This window comes from Streptomyces sp. NPDC042100 (genome assembly GCF_055582325.1).
Genome location: NZ_JBVJDK010000011.1, coordinates 184,047 through 201,305, shown reverse-complemented (window position 1 = coordinate 201,305; position 17,259 = coordinate 184,047). Strand labels below are relative to the sequence as shown.

At 71.0% G+C, this 17,259-nt stretch carries 13 protein-coding genes; 8 read left to right on the top strand and 5 right to left on the bottom strand.

Translation table 11 applies throughout. The features are described from left to right. The first annotated feature begins 133 nt into the window (after nt 1–133). The 3 genes from ACZ6J5_RS25100 to ACZ6J5_RS25090 all read left to right on the top strand — a co-directional run bounded on the left by ACZ6J5_RS25100 (nt 134) and on the right by ACZ6J5_RS25090 (nt 1,918). Nucleotides 134–352 carry a DUF5326 family protein gene (locus tag ACZ6J5_RS25100; RefSeq protein ID WP_205628193.1) on the top strand — a complete coding sequence of 73 codons (219 nt, stop codon included), beginning with the start codon at nt 134–136 and terminating at the stop codon, nt 350–352. Nucleotides 353–575: 223 nt separating this feature from the next. Then, on the top strand, nt 576–1,346 hold the full coding sequence (locus tag ACZ6J5_RS25095) for an IclR family transcriptional regulator (RefSeq protein WP_469395053.1): 771 nt from the start codon (nt 576–578) through the stop codon (nt 1,344–1,346). 137 nt (nt 1,347–1,483) lie between these two features. After that, a complete protein-coding gene (locus ACZ6J5_RS25090; protein ID WP_469395234.1) occupies nt 1,484–1,918 on the top strand; it encodes an SsgA family sporulation/cell division regulator in 435 nt (144 codons plus the stop codon). Nucleotides 1,919–1,967: 49 nt separating this feature from the next. On the opposite strand, the gene ACZ6J5_RS25085 is transcribed toward ACZ6J5_RS25090, so the two are convergent. Continuing rightward, the gene (locus tag ACZ6J5_RS25085) at nt 1,968–3,374 is read right to left on the bottom strand and encodes a YibE/F family protein (RefSeq protein ID WP_469395051.1); all 1,407 of its coding nucleotides are present in this window, start codon (nt 3,372–3,374) and stop codon (nt 1,968–1,970) included. Between the two features lie 214 nt (nt 3,375–3,588). Between ACZ6J5_RS25085 and thiC the strand changes: the two genes are divergently transcribed. Continuing rightward, nucleotides 3,589–5,385 carry a phosphomethylpyrimidine synthase ThiC gene (thiC, locus tag ACZ6J5_RS25080; protein ID WP_469395049.1) on the top strand — a complete coding sequence of 599 codons (1,797 nt, stop codon included), beginning with the start codon at nt 3,589–3,591 and terminating at the stop codon, nt 5,383–5,385. A 79-nt stretch (nt 5,386–5,464) separates the two neighbouring features. Here the strand turns inward: thiC and ACZ6J5_RS25075 are convergent, their stop codons facing one another. From ACZ6J5_RS25075 to ACZ6J5_RS25065, 3 genes are all read right to left on the bottom strand, one after another. Then, complete coding sequence (locus ACZ6J5_RS25075; RefSeq protein WP_469395047.1) at nt 5,465–6,259, bottom strand: hypothetical protein; 795 nt, start codon at nt 6,257–6,259, stop codon at nt 5,465–5,467. A gap of 161 nt (nt 6,260–6,420) precedes the next feature. Next, nucleotides 6,421–7,626, bottom strand: coding sequence for a metallophosphoesterase (locus ACZ6J5_RS25070; protein WP_469395232.1), 1,206 nt, complete (start codon nt 7,624–7,626; stop codon nt 6,421–6,423). A gap of 254 nt (nt 7,627–7,880) precedes the next feature. Continuing rightward, nucleotides 7,881–8,987: a LacI family DNA-binding transcriptional regulator gene (locus ACZ6J5_RS25065; protein ID WP_469395045.1), complete on the bottom strand. Its 1,107-nt coding sequence runs from the start codon at nt 8,985–8,987 to the stop codon at nt 7,881–7,883. 358 nt (nt 8,988–9,345) lie between these two features. On the opposite strand from ACZ6J5_RS25065, the gene hisC reads away from it, so the two are divergent. Then, complete coding sequence (hisC, locus tag ACZ6J5_RS25060; RefSeq protein WP_469395043.1) at nt 9,346–10,443, top strand: histidinol-phosphate transaminase; 1,098 nt, start codon at nt 9,346–9,348, stop codon at nt 10,441–10,443. Between the two features lie 29 nt (nt 10,444–10,472). Here the strand turns inward: hisC and ACZ6J5_RS25055 are convergent, their stop codons facing one another. After that, nucleotides 10,473–10,850, bottom strand: a complete 378-nt coding sequence (locus ACZ6J5_RS25055; protein WP_469395041.1) for a cyclophilin-like fold protein — start codon at nt 10,848–10,850, stop codon at nt 10,473–10,475. Nucleotides 10,851–11,065: 215 nt separating this feature from the next. Between ACZ6J5_RS25055 and ACZ6J5_RS25050 the strand changes: the two genes are divergently transcribed. Genes ACZ6J5_RS25050 through cydD form a run of 3 tightly spaced genes read left to right on the top strand, consistent with a single transcriptional unit; the run spans nt 11,066 to nt 17,245 of the window. Next, nucleotides 11,066–12,571 (top strand): cytochrome ubiquinol oxidase subunit I, encoded by a 1,506-nt coding sequence (locus ACZ6J5_RS25050; RefSeq protein WP_469395039.1) that lies wholly within the window; start codon nt 11,066–11,068, stop codon nt 12,569–12,571. Nucleotides 12,572–12,589: 18 nt separating this feature from the next. Next, nucleotides 12,590–13,591, top strand: a complete 1,002-nt coding sequence (gene cydB / locus ACZ6J5_RS25045; protein ID WP_469395038.1) for a cytochrome d ubiquinol oxidase subunit II — start codon at nt 12,590–12,592, stop codon at nt 13,589–13,591. Between the two features lie 57 nt (nt 13,592–13,648). After that, on the top strand, nt 13,649–17,245 hold the full coding sequence (cydD, locus tag ACZ6J5_RS25040; RefSeq protein WP_469395035.1) for a thiol reductant ABC exporter subunit CydD: 3,597 nt from the start codon (nt 13,649–13,651) through the stop codon (nt 17,243–17,245). Nucleotides 17,246–17,259 lie beyond the last annotated feature (14 nt).

The window sequence follows — 17,259 nt, the reverse complement described above, 5'->3', positions numbered from 1 at the left end:
GCGGGGGCCGTGAGGCCCCCGTTCGCTTGGGTGGCGCGCCTAGCATCGAGGGTGTCGGCGGTACAGGGCCGACAGCCCCGGGATCCGGACGGATCTCGCGGGACCGGACCTTTCGGGAGATGAGGTAAGCGCCATGGCGGTGAAGGAGATTCTCGCGGGGATGCCGTGGTGGGTGAAGTGGGTCGCCATACCCGTGCTCGCCCTCGTCGTCTTCGGCGGACTGATCACGAGCGTCCTGACCTTCGTGGTCGGACTGCTCTTCAAGGTGCTGCTCTTCGTGGCGCTCGTCGGTGGCCTGATCTTCGTCGTACGGAAGTTCACCTCGTCCTCCGGCTCCCGCGAGGACTGGTAGCAGGCAGGATCCATGGGGACGGGCCAAGGGCCGGGCGTTAGCCCGGCCGAGGGAACGCACCGGTTGAAACCGGCCGGGCCCCAGGGGCCTGCCATTAGAGTGGAAACCTCTGCCGCCCCAGGAGCAACAGGCGTAGACCCGACGGTCCCAGGTCGCGGTGGGCGCGCGGGGGCGGCCCCCGCGGGCGGACGCGACGCGTCCGTCACTCGCCTGGGGGTTACCTTTGGCCACGGCTTCGCAGACCGCTGCTCCTACCCTGATCGGATCGGTACAGCGGGCGCTGAGACTTCTGGAGGCCGTGGGCTCCCACGCGGACGGGGCGCCCGCCAAGCAGCTCGCCCGGGAGGCCGGGCTCCCGCTGCCCACCGCGTACCACCTGCTCCGCACCCTGACGCACGAAGGCTATCTGCGCCGCGAGAAGGGTGTGTTCGTCTTCGGCGACGCCGCCGGCCGGCTGGTCGGCGGCGGAGTTCTGCAGAATCGTCGCACCAAGGTCGAGGACTCTCTCGCGCACTGGCGTGACGCCATCGGCGTCCCGGTGTACTTCGCGATCTACCGCGAAGGCGAGATCGAGCTGGTCTCGGTCGCCGACACCCCCTCCGCCCCCGCCGTCGAGGAGTGGGCCGACTTCCGGGAGACCGGCCACGCGCACGCCATCGGGCAGTGCCTGCTGAGTCAACTCGATCTGAAGAGTCGTCAAGACCACCTCGACCGCCACCCGGTGGAAGCCATCACGCCGTATACGGTGCGTAATCGCCATGCCCTTTTGGACCGTTTGGGCGGTATAGGGCGTATGGAACCCCTGGTAGAGCGTCAGGAATATGCGCTCGGCACTGTCTGTGCCGCCATCCCCATCACAGCGGGGTCGACAGCGGCCGCGATGGCCATTTCCGTGCCTCTTCACCAGGAAGAACGGTTGCTGCCTGCGATCGGCCAGCTACAGAACGAGATCGGAAGGCTCTTCAGTTCGCTCGCCTTCTCTATCAGTATCTGAAAAATCACTCCTTGTGATCTGCTAGCGCGTGCAGCACGATTGCGTCAAGAGGGCCATGGGGGATCATTCCTGGCCGTTTCGACCACAGCTTTCAGCAGCGTGTTCACACAACTGCTTCGTCTACTGCGGGGTACATGATGCGAGAGACGGTTCAGGCCGAGGTCCTGATGAGCTTCCTCGTCTCCGAGGAGCTCTCCTTCAGAATCCCGGTGGAACTGCGATACGAGGCCCGCGACCCCTATGCGGTGCGGATGACCTTCCACCTTCCCGGAGACGCGCCGGTGACCTGGGCGTTCGGCCGGGAACTGCTGCTCGACGGGATCAACCGACCCAGTGGGGACGGGGACGTGCACATCGCCCCGACCGACCCGGACGGGCTCTCCGACGTGATGATCCGGCTCCAGGTCGGCAGCGACCGGGCCCTGTTCCGCGCGAGCGCGCCACCGCTCGTCGCCTTCCTCGACCGTACGGACAAGCTGGTCCCGCTCGGTCAGGAGCGCACCCTCGGCGACTTCGAGGACAACCTGGAGGCGGCGCTCGGACGGATCCTCGCGGAGGAGAACGCCGGCTGAGGCGTCCCGCGGGGCCCTGCCCGGCCCCCGTACGCCCCGGCCCGCGGGGTCACTTGGCCCGACGGCGGCGTCCACCCCGGACCGGACGCTGCCCTACGGCCCCGGGGCGGTCGGCGGAGACCACCAGCGCCGCCAGGGCGGTGGTGACCGGCACCGACAGGACAAGGCCGATCGAGCCGATCAGCGTCCGGACGATCTCCTCCGCGACCAGCTCGCTGTTGGCCACCGTCCCCACGCTGCTCTGGGCGATCGAGAACAGCAGCAGCAGCGGCAGCGCGGCGCCGGCGTAGGCGAGGACCAGGGTGTTCACGACCGACGCGATGTGGTCGCGGCCGATCCGGATGCCGGCCCGGTACAGCGCCCGCGGACCCATCCTCGGATCCGCCGCGTGCAGCTCCCAGACCGCCGAGGTCTGGGTGACCGTCACGTCGTCGAGCACGCCGAGCGAACCGATGATGACGCTCGCGAGCAGCAGGCCCGACAGGTCGATGTCCGGGTACAGGCCGTGGATGAGGCCGGTGTTGTCGTCGGTGTTCCCGCTGAGCGAGGCCCAGCCGATGAAGAGCGAGCCGAACAGCCCGATCAGCAGCAGCGAGACCAGGGTGCCGAGCACCGCCACCGAGGTCCTGGCCGAGAGCCCGTGGCACATGTAGAGCGCGATGAGCATGATCGCGCTCGCTCCCACGATGGCGACCACCAGCGGGTTCGACCCCTGGAGGATCGCCGGGAGGATGAACAGGGTCAGCACCAGGAAGCTCACGATCAGGGCGATCAGCGCCATCACACCGCGCATCCGGCCGACCGCCACGACCACCAGCGCGAAGATGGCGGCCAGCACGGCCAGCGGCACCTTCCGGTTGACGTCCGTGACCGAGTACTGCAGGTCGCGCGGCGCGTCGGGGGCGTACGCGACGACCACGCCCTGCCCCTCGTGGAGCTGCCGGGGCGCGTCCGGCTGCACGACCTCGGTGAAGGTCCTGCCCTTCTCCGGACCCGAGGTGACCTCGACCGTCGCCTTCTCGCACCGGCCCTGCTGGGAGGCGACCGCCTCGCGGCCCTCGGGCGTCGAGGTGTCGCCGGTCGGCGGGACCTGGGCGACGTTCACGTCCTTGCAGTCGACCCGCTCGACGGAGACGACCTTGCCCTGCTCGGTCTGCCGGTCGAAGCCGACCCCGGTGCGCTCGTGCGCCGGGGCGCCGCCGGGCCAGAGCACGGCGAGGCCGATCAGGACGGCGGCGCCGAAGGGGATCAGGACGGCGGCGATGACCTTGCGCAGATGACGCGAGACGGGTGCGGCGGGGCCGTGGCTGTGGCTGTGCGCGTGCCCGTGGCCGCCGCCGGAGCCGTGCCCGCCGCCGTGCCCGCCGCCATGGCCGCCGGGGTCACCGCCGTGTCCGTCGTGGCCGTCGTGCCCGCCCGGGCCGTGCGCATCGGGGCTCTGCTGGGTGGAAGTCACCGCCCGATCATCGCAAGAACGCGCGGAGACCCACTGTTCAGCACGCCAGGGAGGGCGCTAGCGTGGTGGCACCTTTGCACACGCGGGAGCTCGGAGCACCGGGCTGAGAGGGCGCTGATCACCGTACGCGCGTACTGGACGCACGGACGGGAAGAGGCTGCGCCGACCGCCGAACCTGTTACCGGGTAATGCCGGCGTAGGGAGATTCGGTCTGATGACCATTCAGGATGCACGCACGCCTGCCTCCGACCAGAACGGCCCGCAGGAGCGCACGCCGGGCTGGCACAAGGGATACGTCGAGGGCTCCCGCCCCGACCTCCGGGTGCCGGTCCGCCAGGTGCACCTCACCAACGGCAAGGACGTGACGCTCTACGACACGTCCGGCCCGTACACCGACCCGACCGTCGAGACCGACGTCCGCCGCGGACTGGCGCCGCTGCGCGAGAACTGGATCATCGCGCGCGGCGACACCGAGGAGTACGCGGGCCGCCCGGTCCGCCCCGAGGACGACGGCATCAAGCACACCTCGCCGCGCGGCGGCGGGCTCAAGAACCTCGACGCGGTCTTCCCGGGCCGGCCGAGGCTGCCCCGCCGGGGCCGCTCCGGCCAGGCGGTGACGCAGCTCGCGTACGCCCGCCGGGGCGAGGTCACCCCGGAGATGGAGTACGTCGCGATCCGCGAGAACGTCTCCCCCGAGGTCGTCCGCGAGGAGATCGCGGCGGGCCGCGCGGTGCTGCCGGCGAACGTCAACCACCCGGAGATCGAGCCGATGATCATCGGCAAGCGGTTCCTGGTGAAGGTCAACGCCAACATCGGCAACTCCGCCGTCACCTCCTCCATCGAGGAGGAGGTGGAGAAGATGACCTGGGCGACCAAGTGGGGCGCCGACACGGTCATGGACCTCTCCACCGGCCGCAACATCCACACCACCCGCGAGTGGGTGCTGCGCAACTCCCCCGTGCCGATCGGCACCGTGCCGCTCTACCAGGCCCTGGAGAAGGTGGACGGCAAGGCCGAGGACCTGACCTGGGAGATCTACAAGGACACGGTCATCGAGCAGGCCGAACAGGGCGTCGACTACATGACGGTGCACGCCGGCGTGCTGCTGCCGTACGTGCCGCTGACCGCCCGCCGCAAGACCGGCATCGTCTCGCGCGGCGGCTCGATCATGGCCGCCTGGTGCCTCGCGCACCACAAGGAGAACTTCCTCTACACGAACTTCGAGGAGCTCTGCGAGATCCTCGCGGCCTACGACGTCACCTACTCCCTCGGCGACGGCCTGCGGCCCGGCTCCATCGCGGACGCCAACGACGCGGCGCAGTTCGCGGAGCTGAAGACGCTGGGCGAGCTCAACACCATCGCCAAGCGGCACCACGTGCAGACCATGATCGAGGGCCCGGGCCACGTCCCGATGCACAAGATCAAGGAGAACATCGACCTCCAGCAGGAGATCTGCGAGGAGGCGCCGTTCTACACGCTCGGCCCGCTGACCACGGACGTCGCCCCGGCGTACGACCACATCACCTCGGGCATCGGCGCCGCGATGATCGCCTGGTGGGGCACCGCGATGCTCTGCTACGTGACGCCCAAGGAGCACCTGGGCCTGCCCAACAAGGACGACGTGAAGACGGGCGTGATCACCTACAAGATCGCGGCCCACGCGGCGGACCTGGCCAAGGGGCACCCGGGCGCGCAGGAGTGGGACGACGCCCTGTCCGACGCGCGCTTCGAGTTCCGCTGGGAGGACCAGTTCAACCTGGCGATGGACCCGGTCACGGCCCGTGAGTTCCACGACGAGACGCTGCCGGCGGAGCCCGCGAAGACGGCCCACTTCTGCTCGATGTGCGGGCCGAAGTTCTGCTCGATGAAGATCTCCCAGGACATCCGCCGCGAGCACGGCGGCGACCTGAAGGCGGACGAGATCGAGGCGGGCATGGCCGAGAAGTCGGCCGAGTTCGCGGCGGCCGGCAACCGGGTCTACCTGCCCCTTGCGGAGACGGGCGGCCGGTAGGCGGGCGCCGCCCGGTTCGGCGGGCGGGCGCGTACGAGTACGGGGGCGGGTGCGGGCCGGGGCCGCCCCCGCACCCGGCCTACTCCGGGAGGTGCTCCGGTCCGCCGAAGTCCGGGCTGGTGAAGTCGGGGCTGGAGAAGCTCGGGCGGGGGGCCGGGGTGCCTTCGGAGGGGCTGGTGAAGTCGGGGCCGGTGTAGCCGACCTTGGGGATGCGGCCCGTCGGCGGGCGGGGCCCGGAGGGCTCGCGCGGTGTGTACGCCTCGCGGGCCTCGTCGAGGAAGGGCAGGATGCCCCGGTCCGTCAGGGCGCGGCCCCAGGCATGTCTCGCGTGGGCGAGTCCGGTGTCCTCGCTCTCGGCCGGGACCTCCGTGGCACCGTTGCGCAGGGCGGTCACGAGCAGTCCGGCCGCGGCGCAGAGCAGTCCGGCCGCGGCGACGGCGCCGAACATCAGGCCCGCGGTCAACAGGGTGTCGGCGAAGGCGGGCGGCGGGTCGAGCATCTTCAGGACCGCGCCGACCAGCAGCAGGAGCACGCCCGCGGTGCCGGCGAGGATCGGCAGCAGGACGGTGACGATCGCGACGACGCCCGCGCCGCCCTCCTCGCCCAGCGCCTCGCCCGTACCGCTGACGCCGGCGGCCCTGGCCGCTCTGAGCTGTTCGCGGACCTTGACGAAATGGTCGTACTCGACCGCGGCCGCGGCGGTGATCAGCGCTGTCGCGTTCAGCGCCATCTCGCGCAGCTGCGCGGTGGTGAACCGGTCCTCCCGCGGGGCGGTTTCCGGCTGGTCGTGCGCGGTGCGCAGTGCCTCGTCGAGGAGGCGCTCGAACTCGGCGCGGTCCTCGGTCAGCAGGTGCGGAGCCACGTTCATGTGCATCCCCCGATGCTCCGTAGGGCCGTAACGGCCCTGGTGAAGCGACCGGTTGGGCGGAAACGGAGGAGAGCCTGCTACGGATGAGCCGATGGTATTGCGCTTACGGCACGCGGTGACAGGGTGTTTCGGGAAATCGACTTCCCCGGATGCGGAGGGTTAATGCGTCAGGCGGGCAGCGGGAGTTGGACGACCAGCAGTTTTCCGGCCATGGTCACTCCGCCGTCCATCGCGATCGCGAGACCGTCCGCGTAGACGTGCGGCCCCTCCACGGGCGGGCGCTCGCCCTCCTCGCCGTCCTCCGTGCCGACCTGGCCGAGGAGGTACGGGATCGGGCTGTGGCCGTGCACGATCCGGCCGCCGCCGTAGGTGCCGAGCAGCTCCTGGACGGCCATCGGGCCGGCGGCCTCGTCACGGAAGGCGAAGCGCTTGGTGAACTTCCGGAAGAGGTCCCAGACCTCGTCCGCGTCGTTCCGGTTGAGGATCTCGTGGACGGTGTCGTTCACGTCCTCGATCGTGCTGCCGTACTCCAGATACGCGGTGGTGTCCGAGTGCAGCAGCAGGTGGCCGTCCTCCGCCACCACGGCGTCGAGCCGGGACATCCACTGGAGGTGGACGTCCTGGAGCCGGTCCATGTCGTGCTTCTGGCCGCCGTTGAGCAGCCAGGCGGCCTGGAAGGTGGCGGTGCCGGCGCCCGAGCTCACGGGGGTGTCGCCGAAGCGCTTGGCGCCGATGAGCAGCAGCTCGTGGTTGCCCATGAGGGCCTTGCAGTAGCCGCCAGCGGCGGCGGCCTCGGCGGAGAGGCGCATCACGAGGTCGATGACCCCGATGCCGTCGGGGCCCCGGTCGGTGAAGTCGCCGAGGAACCACAGGCGCGCGTTGCCCGCGGCCCAGACACCGTTCTCGTCGATGAGGCCCTGGGCGCGGAGCGCCGCGAGGAGCTCGTCGAGATAGCCGTGGACGTCGCCGACGACGAAGAGCGGTCCGGGGCCCTCGCCGCCGCCGGCCGAGGGCTGCGGCACCGGGGCGACGGGCACCTGGACGGTGTCGCCCCGGTTGATGACCGGGAGGTCGCGCTCGGTGGGCGTGTAGCCCTCGGGCGGCTCGTCGTCGGGGTACGCGTTGCCGGGGTGGCCGGTGGCGACCTCGACGATGGTCGAGCCCGGCTCGCCGTACGCCTCGTACGCCTCACGCGTCTCGTACGCCTCGCTGTGCGCGGCTCGGAGGGGGAGGGTGGCGTCGGCGGTGAAGGGCTCGGGTGCGTGGCCCTGGACGGGCACCCGAGCGTACGGAGGTACACGGAAGTCACGCAACGTCGCCGTGCGCACCACGGGTTCCTGCCCGGCCCCCTGCGTCATCGACCCCTCCACCACCGTCGCGATGCCCTGCACATCGCGGACCGGCCTGGTCGGGGTGGTCCGCGGTGTCGTCCGCCCATCATAGGAATGAGCGTCCTCCTGTGTGACGCACCAGGGGTGGTGAATCCGGGTCCACTCCGGGTTCACCGGTTGTTTCGCCCGAATTGGGAAGGTCTAGGCCAGGGATCGGGCCGGGCCGCTCCGGGGTTTCGTCCCGAAGCGGCTCTGAAGAGACCCCGATGAGGCCGCCGGGCGGCCCCTGGGGTGTGTCAGTCCTTCGAGGGAGACCTCGGCGGGCTGACCGTCGTCCGCGGCGAGCGCCGCTGCGAGGAGGTGCGGACGATCAGCTCCGTCGGTATCACCTGCTCGACCGGTCCGTCGGTGTCGATCCCCTCGATGGCGTCGATGAGGAGCTGGACGACGGCGGTGCCGATCCGGCGCGGCTTGAGCGAGAGCGTCGTGATGGGCGGCTCGGTGTTGGCGTAGACGGTCGACTCGCTGCAGCAGACCAGCAGCAGGTCCTCCGGCACCCGCAGGCCGTACCGGCGGGCGGCGGCCAGCAGGTCGGTGCCGTTGGGGTCGAACAGGCCGTACACGGCGTCGGGGCGGTCCGGGCGGGCGAGCAGCCGGTCGGCCGCGACGGCGCCCGCGCACGGATCGTGCGCCGGATAGGCCTCGTAGACGGGGTCCTGGCCGACCCGCTCGCACCAGTTGAGGTACGCGGTGGTGGACAGGCGGGTGTACGTGTCGGTGGTGGTGCCGGTGAGCAGGCCGATCCTGCGGGCGCCGGCGGCGGCGAGGTGGTCGAGCAGGTCGAGGACGGCCGCCTCGTGGTCGTTGTCGACCCAGGCGGTGACCGGCAGGGTGCCGGCCGGGCGTCCGTCGGAGACGACGGGGAGCCCTTGGCGGACGAGTTCGGTGACGACGGGGTCGTGGTCGGAGGGGTCGATGACGACGGTCCCGTCGAGGGCGACGTTCGACCAGACGTCGTGACGGGAGGTGGCGGGGAGGATGACCAGGGCGTAGCCCCGGGCTAGCGCGGCCGAGGTGGCGGCTCTGGCCATCTCCGCGAAGTACGCGAATTCGGTGAAGGTGAAAGGTTCATCCCCGTACGTGGTCACGGTCAGGCCGATGAGTCCCGACTTGCCGGTACGGAGCGTGCGGGCCGCTGCGGACGGGCGATAGCCCAGCCGGTCTGCGACCTCGCGGACGTGGCGGCGGGTGGCGTCCGGGAGCCGGCCCTTGCCGTTGAGCGCGTCGGAGACAGTCGTGATGGAGACCCCGGCGGCGGCGGCCACGTCCCGGATGCCCGCTCGGCCCTGCCGGCTTCCCCGGGTCTGTGCCCGGCTCACCTGGTGCTTCCCTGCTGCTGTCATGGCGAGCCGATAGTAGGGCGAGGGGGGTGGGTTGGGCCGGTCGCATATGCACCCATGGACAGGCACGTTTCTGCATGATCATTTGGTCCTAACGACCTGGAAAATAAAGGGTGTTAGGGCAAAGGGCATGTGACCTATCGGCCTCTGCCCCCATGCGCCTGGCGAGGGTGCGAGGTCTCGAAGAGGTCTCAACTCACCTCTACGGGGGATGCGCGCCACGGCGCTCGCCACCGGCGCGCGCCACCCCTGGGCGCGCTCCCCCCGTTGTCGCTCCGTTGTCCACAGGCCATTCGCAGGGGGGCCGAATCCTCATAAGGTGAGGAGTATTGGCGGTACGGACGGTCGAGGAGGCCACACTGTGAGCGAGACCAGCGGGACGAGCACCGGCAGCCCCAAGCTGCGCGCCGAGCTGGACGGCATCCCCACCTACAAGCCGGGCAAGCCGGCCGCCGCGGGCGGCCCGGTCGCCTTCAAGCTCTCCTCGAACGAGAACCCCTATCCGCCGCTGCCCGGGGTCATGGAGAGCGCGGTGGCCGCGGCCGCGAGCTTCAACCGCTACCCGGACATGGCCTGCACGGAGCTGGCGAACGAGCTGGCGGACCGCTTCGGCGTCCCGGTCTCGCACATCGCCACGGGCACGGGCTCGGTCGGCGTCGCCCAGTCGCTGATCCAGTCGACGGCGGGCCCCGGCGACGAGGTCATGTACGCCTGGCGCTCCTTCGAGGCGTACCCGATCATCACGCAGATCAGCGGCGCGACCTCGGTCCGGGTGCCGCTGACCGACGGGGACGTGCACGACCTCGACGCGATGGCGGAGGCGATCACCGAGCGGACCCGGCTGATCTTCGTCTGCAACCCCAACAACCCCACGGGCACCGCGGTCCGCCGCGCCGAGCTGGAGCGCTTCCTGGACCGGGTGCCCTCCGACGTCCTCGTGGTGCTCGACGAGGCGTACAAGGAGTTCGTCCGCGACGTGGAGGTCCCGGACGGCGTGGAGCTCTACCGCGACCGGCCGAACGTGGCGGTGCTCCGCACCTTCTCGAAGGCGTACGGCCTGGCCGGGCTGCGGGTCGGCTTCGCCATCGCCCATGAGCCGGTGGCCGCGGCGCTGCGCAAGACGGCGGTGCCGTTCGGGGTGAGCCAGCTCGCGCAGGACGCGGCGGTGGCCTCGCTGCGGGCGGAGGACGAGCTGCTCGGGCGGGTCGGCTCGCTGGTGGCCGAGCGCGAGCGGGTCCACGCGGGGCTCGTGGCCCAGGGCTGGACCGTGCCGGACACCCAGGCGAACTTCGTCTGGCTGCGGCTCGGCGAGCGGACCGTGGACTTCGCGGCGGAGTGCGAGCGGCACGGCGTGGTGGTGCGTCCGTTCGCGGGGGAGGGCGTGCGCGTCACGATCGGCGAGACCGAGGCGAACGACCTGTTCCTGAAGACGGCGGAGGGTTTCCGCGGGCGGCTGTAGCGCCGTCCGGCGGCCCGGGGCGCCGGTGCCTAGCCGATGAGTTCGACCCGGATCGGGTCGCCGTCCCGGACGGTGGCCAGGATCCGGGGGTCCCCGTCCAGCGCGCCCAGGACGTTGCACGGGCTGGCCAGCCGCGGCTGGTCGTCCAGGGAGATGGGGGTCGGGCCGTAGGGCAGGGCGAGCGCGTCGCCCTCGGTCCAGAAGGCCACCGTGCCGGGCGGGACCACCTGTCGCGCGTCGGACTCGACGGGCACGGAGACCGGAGTGTCGAAGTAGACCTCCTCGCCCCAGGTCCGGGCGGTGGAGGAGATCGGGAGAGCCCCCGCGAGCGCCTTGCTCGTGGGGGTTTCCTCGATGGTGGCGGTGGTGTGGCCGGCGGGCCATGAGAGGCGTATCCGAAGGGTCATGGGCCGGATTCAACAATATGTTGAATGGCTTGGGAAGGGTGCCCTCCGGGGTGACCCCGGGTAGGGGTACCCCGGTCGAAAGTACGGATTTCGTATGAGCCATAATGCTTGTGAATGTGAACGCGTTCACAAGCGTGTCCCTGTTCATCCCGTAATTGGTGGGATTAAAGGGGCAAACTGCCGTAGTGACCACGGCGATGTAAGGAGAAGACGACGTGGACCTAGCTTTGGCGCCAGAGACTCTGGCGCGTTGGCAGTTCGGCATCACCACCGTCTATCACTTTCTCTTCGTCCCGCTGACGATCTCCCTCGCCGCCCTCACCGCCGGTCTCCAGACCGCCTGGGTGCGCACCGAGAAGGAGAAGTACCTCAAGGCGACGAAGTTCTGGGGCAAGCTCTTCCTGATCAACATCGCGATGGGTGTCGTCACCGGCATCGTGCAGGAGTTCCAGTTCGGTATGAACTGGTCGGACTACTCCCGCTTCGTCGGCGACATCTTCGGCGCACCCCTCGCCTTCGAGGCGCTGATCGCGTTCTTCTTCGAGTCCACGTTCATCGGCCTGTGGATCTTCGGCTGGGACAAGCTCCCCAAGAAGATCCACCTCGCCTGCATCTGGATGGTGTCGATCGGCACGATCCTGTCCGCGTACTTCATCCTCGCGGCCAACTCCTGGATGCAGCACCCGGTCGGCTACCGCATCAACGCCGAGCGGGGCCGGGCCGAGCTCACCGACTTCTGGGCGGTGCTCAGCCAGAACACCACCCTCACCCAGGTCTTCCACACCATGACGGCGGCCTTCCTCACCGGTGGCGCCTTCATGGTCGGCATCGCCGCCTACCACCTGGCCCGCAAGCGGCACATCCCCGTGATGCGCACCTCGCTGCGGCTCGGCCTGGTGACCGTGGTCATCGCCGGTCTGCTCACCGCGCTCAGCGGCGACCTCCTCGGCAAGGTCATGTTCAAGCAGCAGCCGATGAAGATGGCCGCCGCCGAGGCGCTGTGGGACGGCGAGGAGGGGGCACCCTTCTCGATCTTCGCCTACGGGGACGTCGACAAGGGCCACAACACCGTGGCCGTCGAGATCCCCGGGATACTGTCCTTCCTCGCCAACGACGACTTCGACTCGTACGTCCCCGGCATCAACGACGTCAACAAGGCCGAGCAGGAGAAGTACGGGCCCGGCGACTACCGGCCCAACATCCCGGTGGCCTACTGGGGCTTCCGCTGGATGATCGGCTTCGGCATGTCCTCGTTCGCGATCGGCCTGCTCGGGCTCTGGCTGACCAGGAAGAAGTTCCTGCTCGCGCCCGGACTGAGGACCGGTGAGGACGAGGTGCCGCATCTCGTGCTCTTCAAGAACAAGGCGCTGAACCCGAAGTTCACCAAGTGGTACTGGCTGCTGGCGCTGTGGACCCTGGGCTTCCCGCTGATCGCCAACTCCTGGGGCTGGATCTTCACCGAGATGGGCCGCCAGCCGTGGGTCGTCTACGGCGTGCTGCGCACCCGTGACGCGGTCTCCCCCGGGGTCTCCCAGGGCGAGGTGCTGACCTCGATGATCCTCTTCACCCTCCTGTACGCCATCCTCGCCGTGATCGAGGTGAAGCTGCTGGCCAAGTACATCAAGGCCGGCCCGCCCGAGCTCACCGAGGACGACCTCAACCCGCCCACCAAGATCGGCGGGGACCGCGACCCCGACCGGCCCATGGCCTTCTCGTACTGAGGCTCAGGAGATCGAGGCATGGAACTCCACGACGTCTGGTTCGTACTCATCGCCGTCCTCTGGATCGGCTACTTCTTCCTGGAGGGCTTCGACTTCGGGATCGGTGTCCTGACCAAGCTCCTGGCGAGGGACCGCACCGAGAAGCGGGTCCTCATCAACACCATCGGGCCGGTCTGGGACGGCAACGAGGTGTGGCTGCTCACGGCGGGCGGCGCGACCTTCGCCGCCTTCCCCGAGTGGTACGCGACGCTGTTCTCCGGCTTCTACCTGCCGCTGCTGATCATCCTGCTCTGCCTGATCGTGCGCGGTGTCGCCTTCGAGTACCGGGCGAAGCGGCCCGAGGAGAACTGGCAGCGCAACTGGGAGCAGGCCATCTTCTGGACCTCCCTCATCCCCGCGTTCCTGTGGGGCGTGGCCTTCGGCAACATCGTGCGCGGCGTGAAGATCGACCGCGAGATGGAGTACGTCGGCAACTTCTGGGACCTGCTCAACCCGTACGCCCTGCTCGGCGGGCTGGTCACGCTCACCCTGTTCACCTTCCACGGTGCCGTGTTCGCCGCGCTCAAGACGCTCGGTGACATCCGCACCCGGGCCCGGGCGCTCGCGCTCAAGCTGGGGCTGGTCACGGCGGTGCTCGCGCTGGCCTTCCTCATCTGGACCCAGGTGGACAAGGGCGACGGCTGGAGCCTGCTCGCCATGGTGATCGCGGTGGTGTGCCTGGTCGGGGCGATCGGGGCGATCGCGATCGGGCGTGAGGGCTGGTCGTTCGCGCTCTCGGGCGTCACGATCGCCGCCGCGGTGGCGATGCTCTTCCTGACCCTCTTCCCGAACGTGATGCCGTCCTCGCTGGACCCGGCGTGGAGCCTCACGGTGACCAATGCGTCGTCGAGCCCGTACACGCTCAAGATCATGACCTGGTGCGCCGCCATCGCGACCCCCGTGGTGCTGCTCTACCAGGGCTGGACCTACTGGGTGTTCCGGAAGCGGATCGGCACGCAGAACATCGCCCAGGCCCACTAGGCACCGACAGGCCCGAGCCGGACCCCGCACCGGCCTCTTCAGGGGAGCATGTTTCACGTGAAACCGATCGATCCGCGGCTGCTCCAGTACGCCCGCGCCACCCGGGTCTTCCTCGCGGCGGTGGTCGCGCTCGGCCTCGTCGGGGCGGGACTGGTCATCGCCCAGGCGATGCTCATCGCCGAGGTCGTGGTGGGGGCCTTCCAGAAGGGTCTGTCGGTTTCCGGGCTCACCACGCCCCTGTTGCTGCTCGCCGCGGTGGCGGCGGGGCGGGCGCTCGTCGCCTGGCTGACCGAGCTCGCCGCCCACCGGGCGAGCGCGGCGGTCAAGTCCGAACTGCGCGGCCGGCTGCTCCAGCGGGCGGCCGCGCTCGGGCCGGGGTGGCTGAGCGGGCAGAAGGCGGGTTCGCTGGCCGCGCTCGCCACGCGAGGCGTGGACGCGCTCGACGACTACTTCGCCCGCTATCTGCCGCAGCTGGGGCTCGCGGTGGTCGTCCCGGTGGCGGTGCTCGCCCGCATCGTCACCGAGGACTGGGTCTCGGCGGCGATCATCGTGGGGACGCTGCCGCTCATCCCGATCTTCATGATCCTGATCGGCTGGTACACCCAGGCCCGGATGGACCGTCAGTGGAAGCTGCTCTCCCGGCTCTCGGGACACTTCCTCGACGTCGTCGCCGGGCTCCCCACGCTCAAGGTCTTCGGCCGGGCCAAGGCCCAGGCCGAGAACATCCGCTCGATCACCGCCGACTACCGGCGGGCGACCATGCGGACCCTGCGCATCGCCTTCATCTCCTCCTTCGCCCTCGAACTGCTCGCGACCCTCTCGGTCGCCCTGGTCGCCGTCACCATCGGCATGCGCCTGGTCCACGGCGGCTTCGACCTCTACACCGGCCTGGTCATCCTGGTCCTGGCGCCCGAGGCGTATCTGCCGCTGCGCCAGGTGGGAGCGCAGTACCACGCCGCCGCCGAGGGCCTCGCCGCCGCCGAGGAGATCTTCGAGGTCCTGGAGAGCCCGGTGCCGGACGGCGGTACGGGGCCGGTGCCCGCCTCCGTACGGCTGGAGCTCGACCGGGTGACGGTCCGCCACCCGGGGCGCGCGGAGCCCTCGCTCGACGCGGCCACGCTGACCGTGGAGCCCGGCGAGACCGTGGCCCTGGTGGGCCCGAGCGGCGCCGGGAAGTCGACCCTGCTCGACGTGGTGCTCGGCTTCGCGCGGCCGGAGCCCGGCGGCTCGGTCCGGATCGGCGGGGCCGAACTGGACTCGCTGGACCTGGAGGAGTGGCGGTCCCGGATCGCCTGGGTGCCGCAGCGCCCCTACCTCTTCGCCGGGACGATCGCCGAGAACGTCCGGCTGGCCCGGCCGGAGGCCACCGACGCACAGGTCCACCGGGCCCTGCGGGACGCGGGCGCCGAGGAGTTCGTCGCCGAGCTGCCCGAGGGCGCCGGGACCGCGCTGGGCGAGGACGGCGCCGGACTCTCCGCCGGACAGCGCCAGCGTCTCGCGCTCGCCCGCGCCTTCCTCGCCGACCGGCCGGTGCTGCTCCTCGACGAGCCCACGGCGGCGCTGGACGGCGAGACCGAGGCGGCCGTCGTGGACGCCGTCCGCCGGCTCGCCGAGGGCCGCACCGTGCTGCTCGTCGTGCACCGCCCGGCGCTGCTCGCGGTCGCGGACCGGGTGGTGCACGTCGAGGGCGCCATGGCCGCCGAGGGTGCCGGGGACGGCACCGCCCCCGACTCCCCCGTCACCGCCGCCCGGCTCACCGACGGGCTGGGCGAGCCGCTGCCGTCGGGCACGGGCGCGACCGCCGCGGAGCTCGGTGACCCGGAGCCGGCCGCCGCCGACCGCTCCGCCTCCTCCGCCCGCCCGGTGCTGCGCCGGGTGCGGGACATGGCCGGGGAGCTCAAGGGCCGGATGGCGCTCGCGCTGCTGCTCGGCAGCCTCGCGCTGGGCTCCGCCGTCGGGCTCATGGCCGTCTCCGGCTGGCTCATCTCCCGGGCCTCCGAACAGCCCCCCGTGCTCTATCTGATGGTCGCCGTCACCGGGACCCGCGCCTTCGGCATCGGCCGGGCGGTCTTCCGCTACGCCGAGCGGCTCGTCTCGCACGACGCCGTGCTGCGGATGCTCGCGGACCTGCGGGTCTCCGTCTACCGGCGGCTGGAGCGCATCGCCCCCGCCGGGCTGCGCCGTACCCGCCGAGGCGACCTGCTCGCCCGGCTGGTCCAGGACGTCGAAGCCCTCCAGGACTACTGGCTGCGCTGGCTGCTGCCCGCGGGCGCGGCCGTGGTCGTCGGCGCCGGTTCGGTCGGCTTCACCGCCTGGCTGCTGCCCGAGGGCGGTGCCGTGCTCGCCGTGGGCCTGCTGCTCGCCGGCGTGGGTGTCCCGCTGATCGGCGGCGCGCTCGCCCGCCGCGCCGAATCCCGGCTCGCGCCCGCGCGCGGGACGCTCACCACCGCCGTCGTGGACCTGCTGCGCGGCTGCGCCGAGCTGACCGTCTCCGGCGCCCTCAAGGGCCGTGTGGAGCGGGCCTCGGCGGCCGACCGGACGCTCACCGGCATCGCCTCCCGGCAGTCCGCCGCCACCGCGCTGAGCGCCGGGCTCTCGGCCCTGATCTGCGGCCTCACCGTCGCCGGAGCCGCCCTCGTGGGCGTCCAGGCGGTCCGGGACGGGCGCCTCGACGGGATCGCGCTCGCGGTCCTGGTGCTCACCCCGCTCGCCGCCTTCGAAGCGGTCAACGGGCTGCCGCTGGCCGTCCAGTACCGCCAGCGGGTGCGCCGCAGCGCCGAGCGGGTGCTCGACGTGCTCGACGCCCCCGTGCCCGTACACGAGCCGGAGCGGCCCGCGGCGCCGCCGGCCACGCCGTTCCCGCTGGAGCTCGCCGGGCTCACCGCCCGGCACGCCGGGCAGGGGCGGCCCGCGCTGGACGGCTTCGGGCTCACCCTGCGGGCCGGGCGGCGGGTCGCCGTCGTCGGCTCCTCCGGCTCCGGCAAGACCACGCTCGCCCAGGTGCTGCTGCGCTTCCTGGACGCCGAATCGGGCACGTACCGGCTCGGCGGCACCGAGGCGGCGGAGCTGGACGGCGACGCGGTCCGGGGCTTCGTCGGGCTGTGCGCGCAGGACGCCCACCTCTTCGACAGCAGCATCCGGGAGAACCTGCGGCTGGCCAGGACCGGCGCTTCCGACGCCGAGCTGCGCGCCGCGCTCGGCCGGGCCCGGCTCCTGGAGTGGGTGGACGGGCTGCCGGTCGGGCTCGACACTCTGGTGGGCGAGCACGGCTCGCGGCTCTCGGGCGGGCAGCGGCAGCGGCTCGCGCTGGCCCGCGCGCTCCTCGCCGACTTCCCCGTCCTGGTGCTCGACGAGCCCGCCGAGCACCTGGACCTGGCCACCGCCGACGCGCTCACGGACGACCTGCTGCGGGCCACCGAGGGCCGCACGACGGTGCTGATCACCCACCGGCTGCACGGTCTCGACGCCGTCGACGAGATCCTGGTCCTGGACCGGGGCCGGACCGTCCAGCGCGGGACGTACGAGGAGCTGGCGGCGGCCGACGGGCCGCTGCGGCGGATGCTGGAGCAGGAACGGGAGAGCGATCTGCTGCTGGGCTCCGGCCACGCCGCGATGGCCGCCTCCGGTCACACCCCGACTTTTCTTGTCAAATAGGACTAACTAGGCTC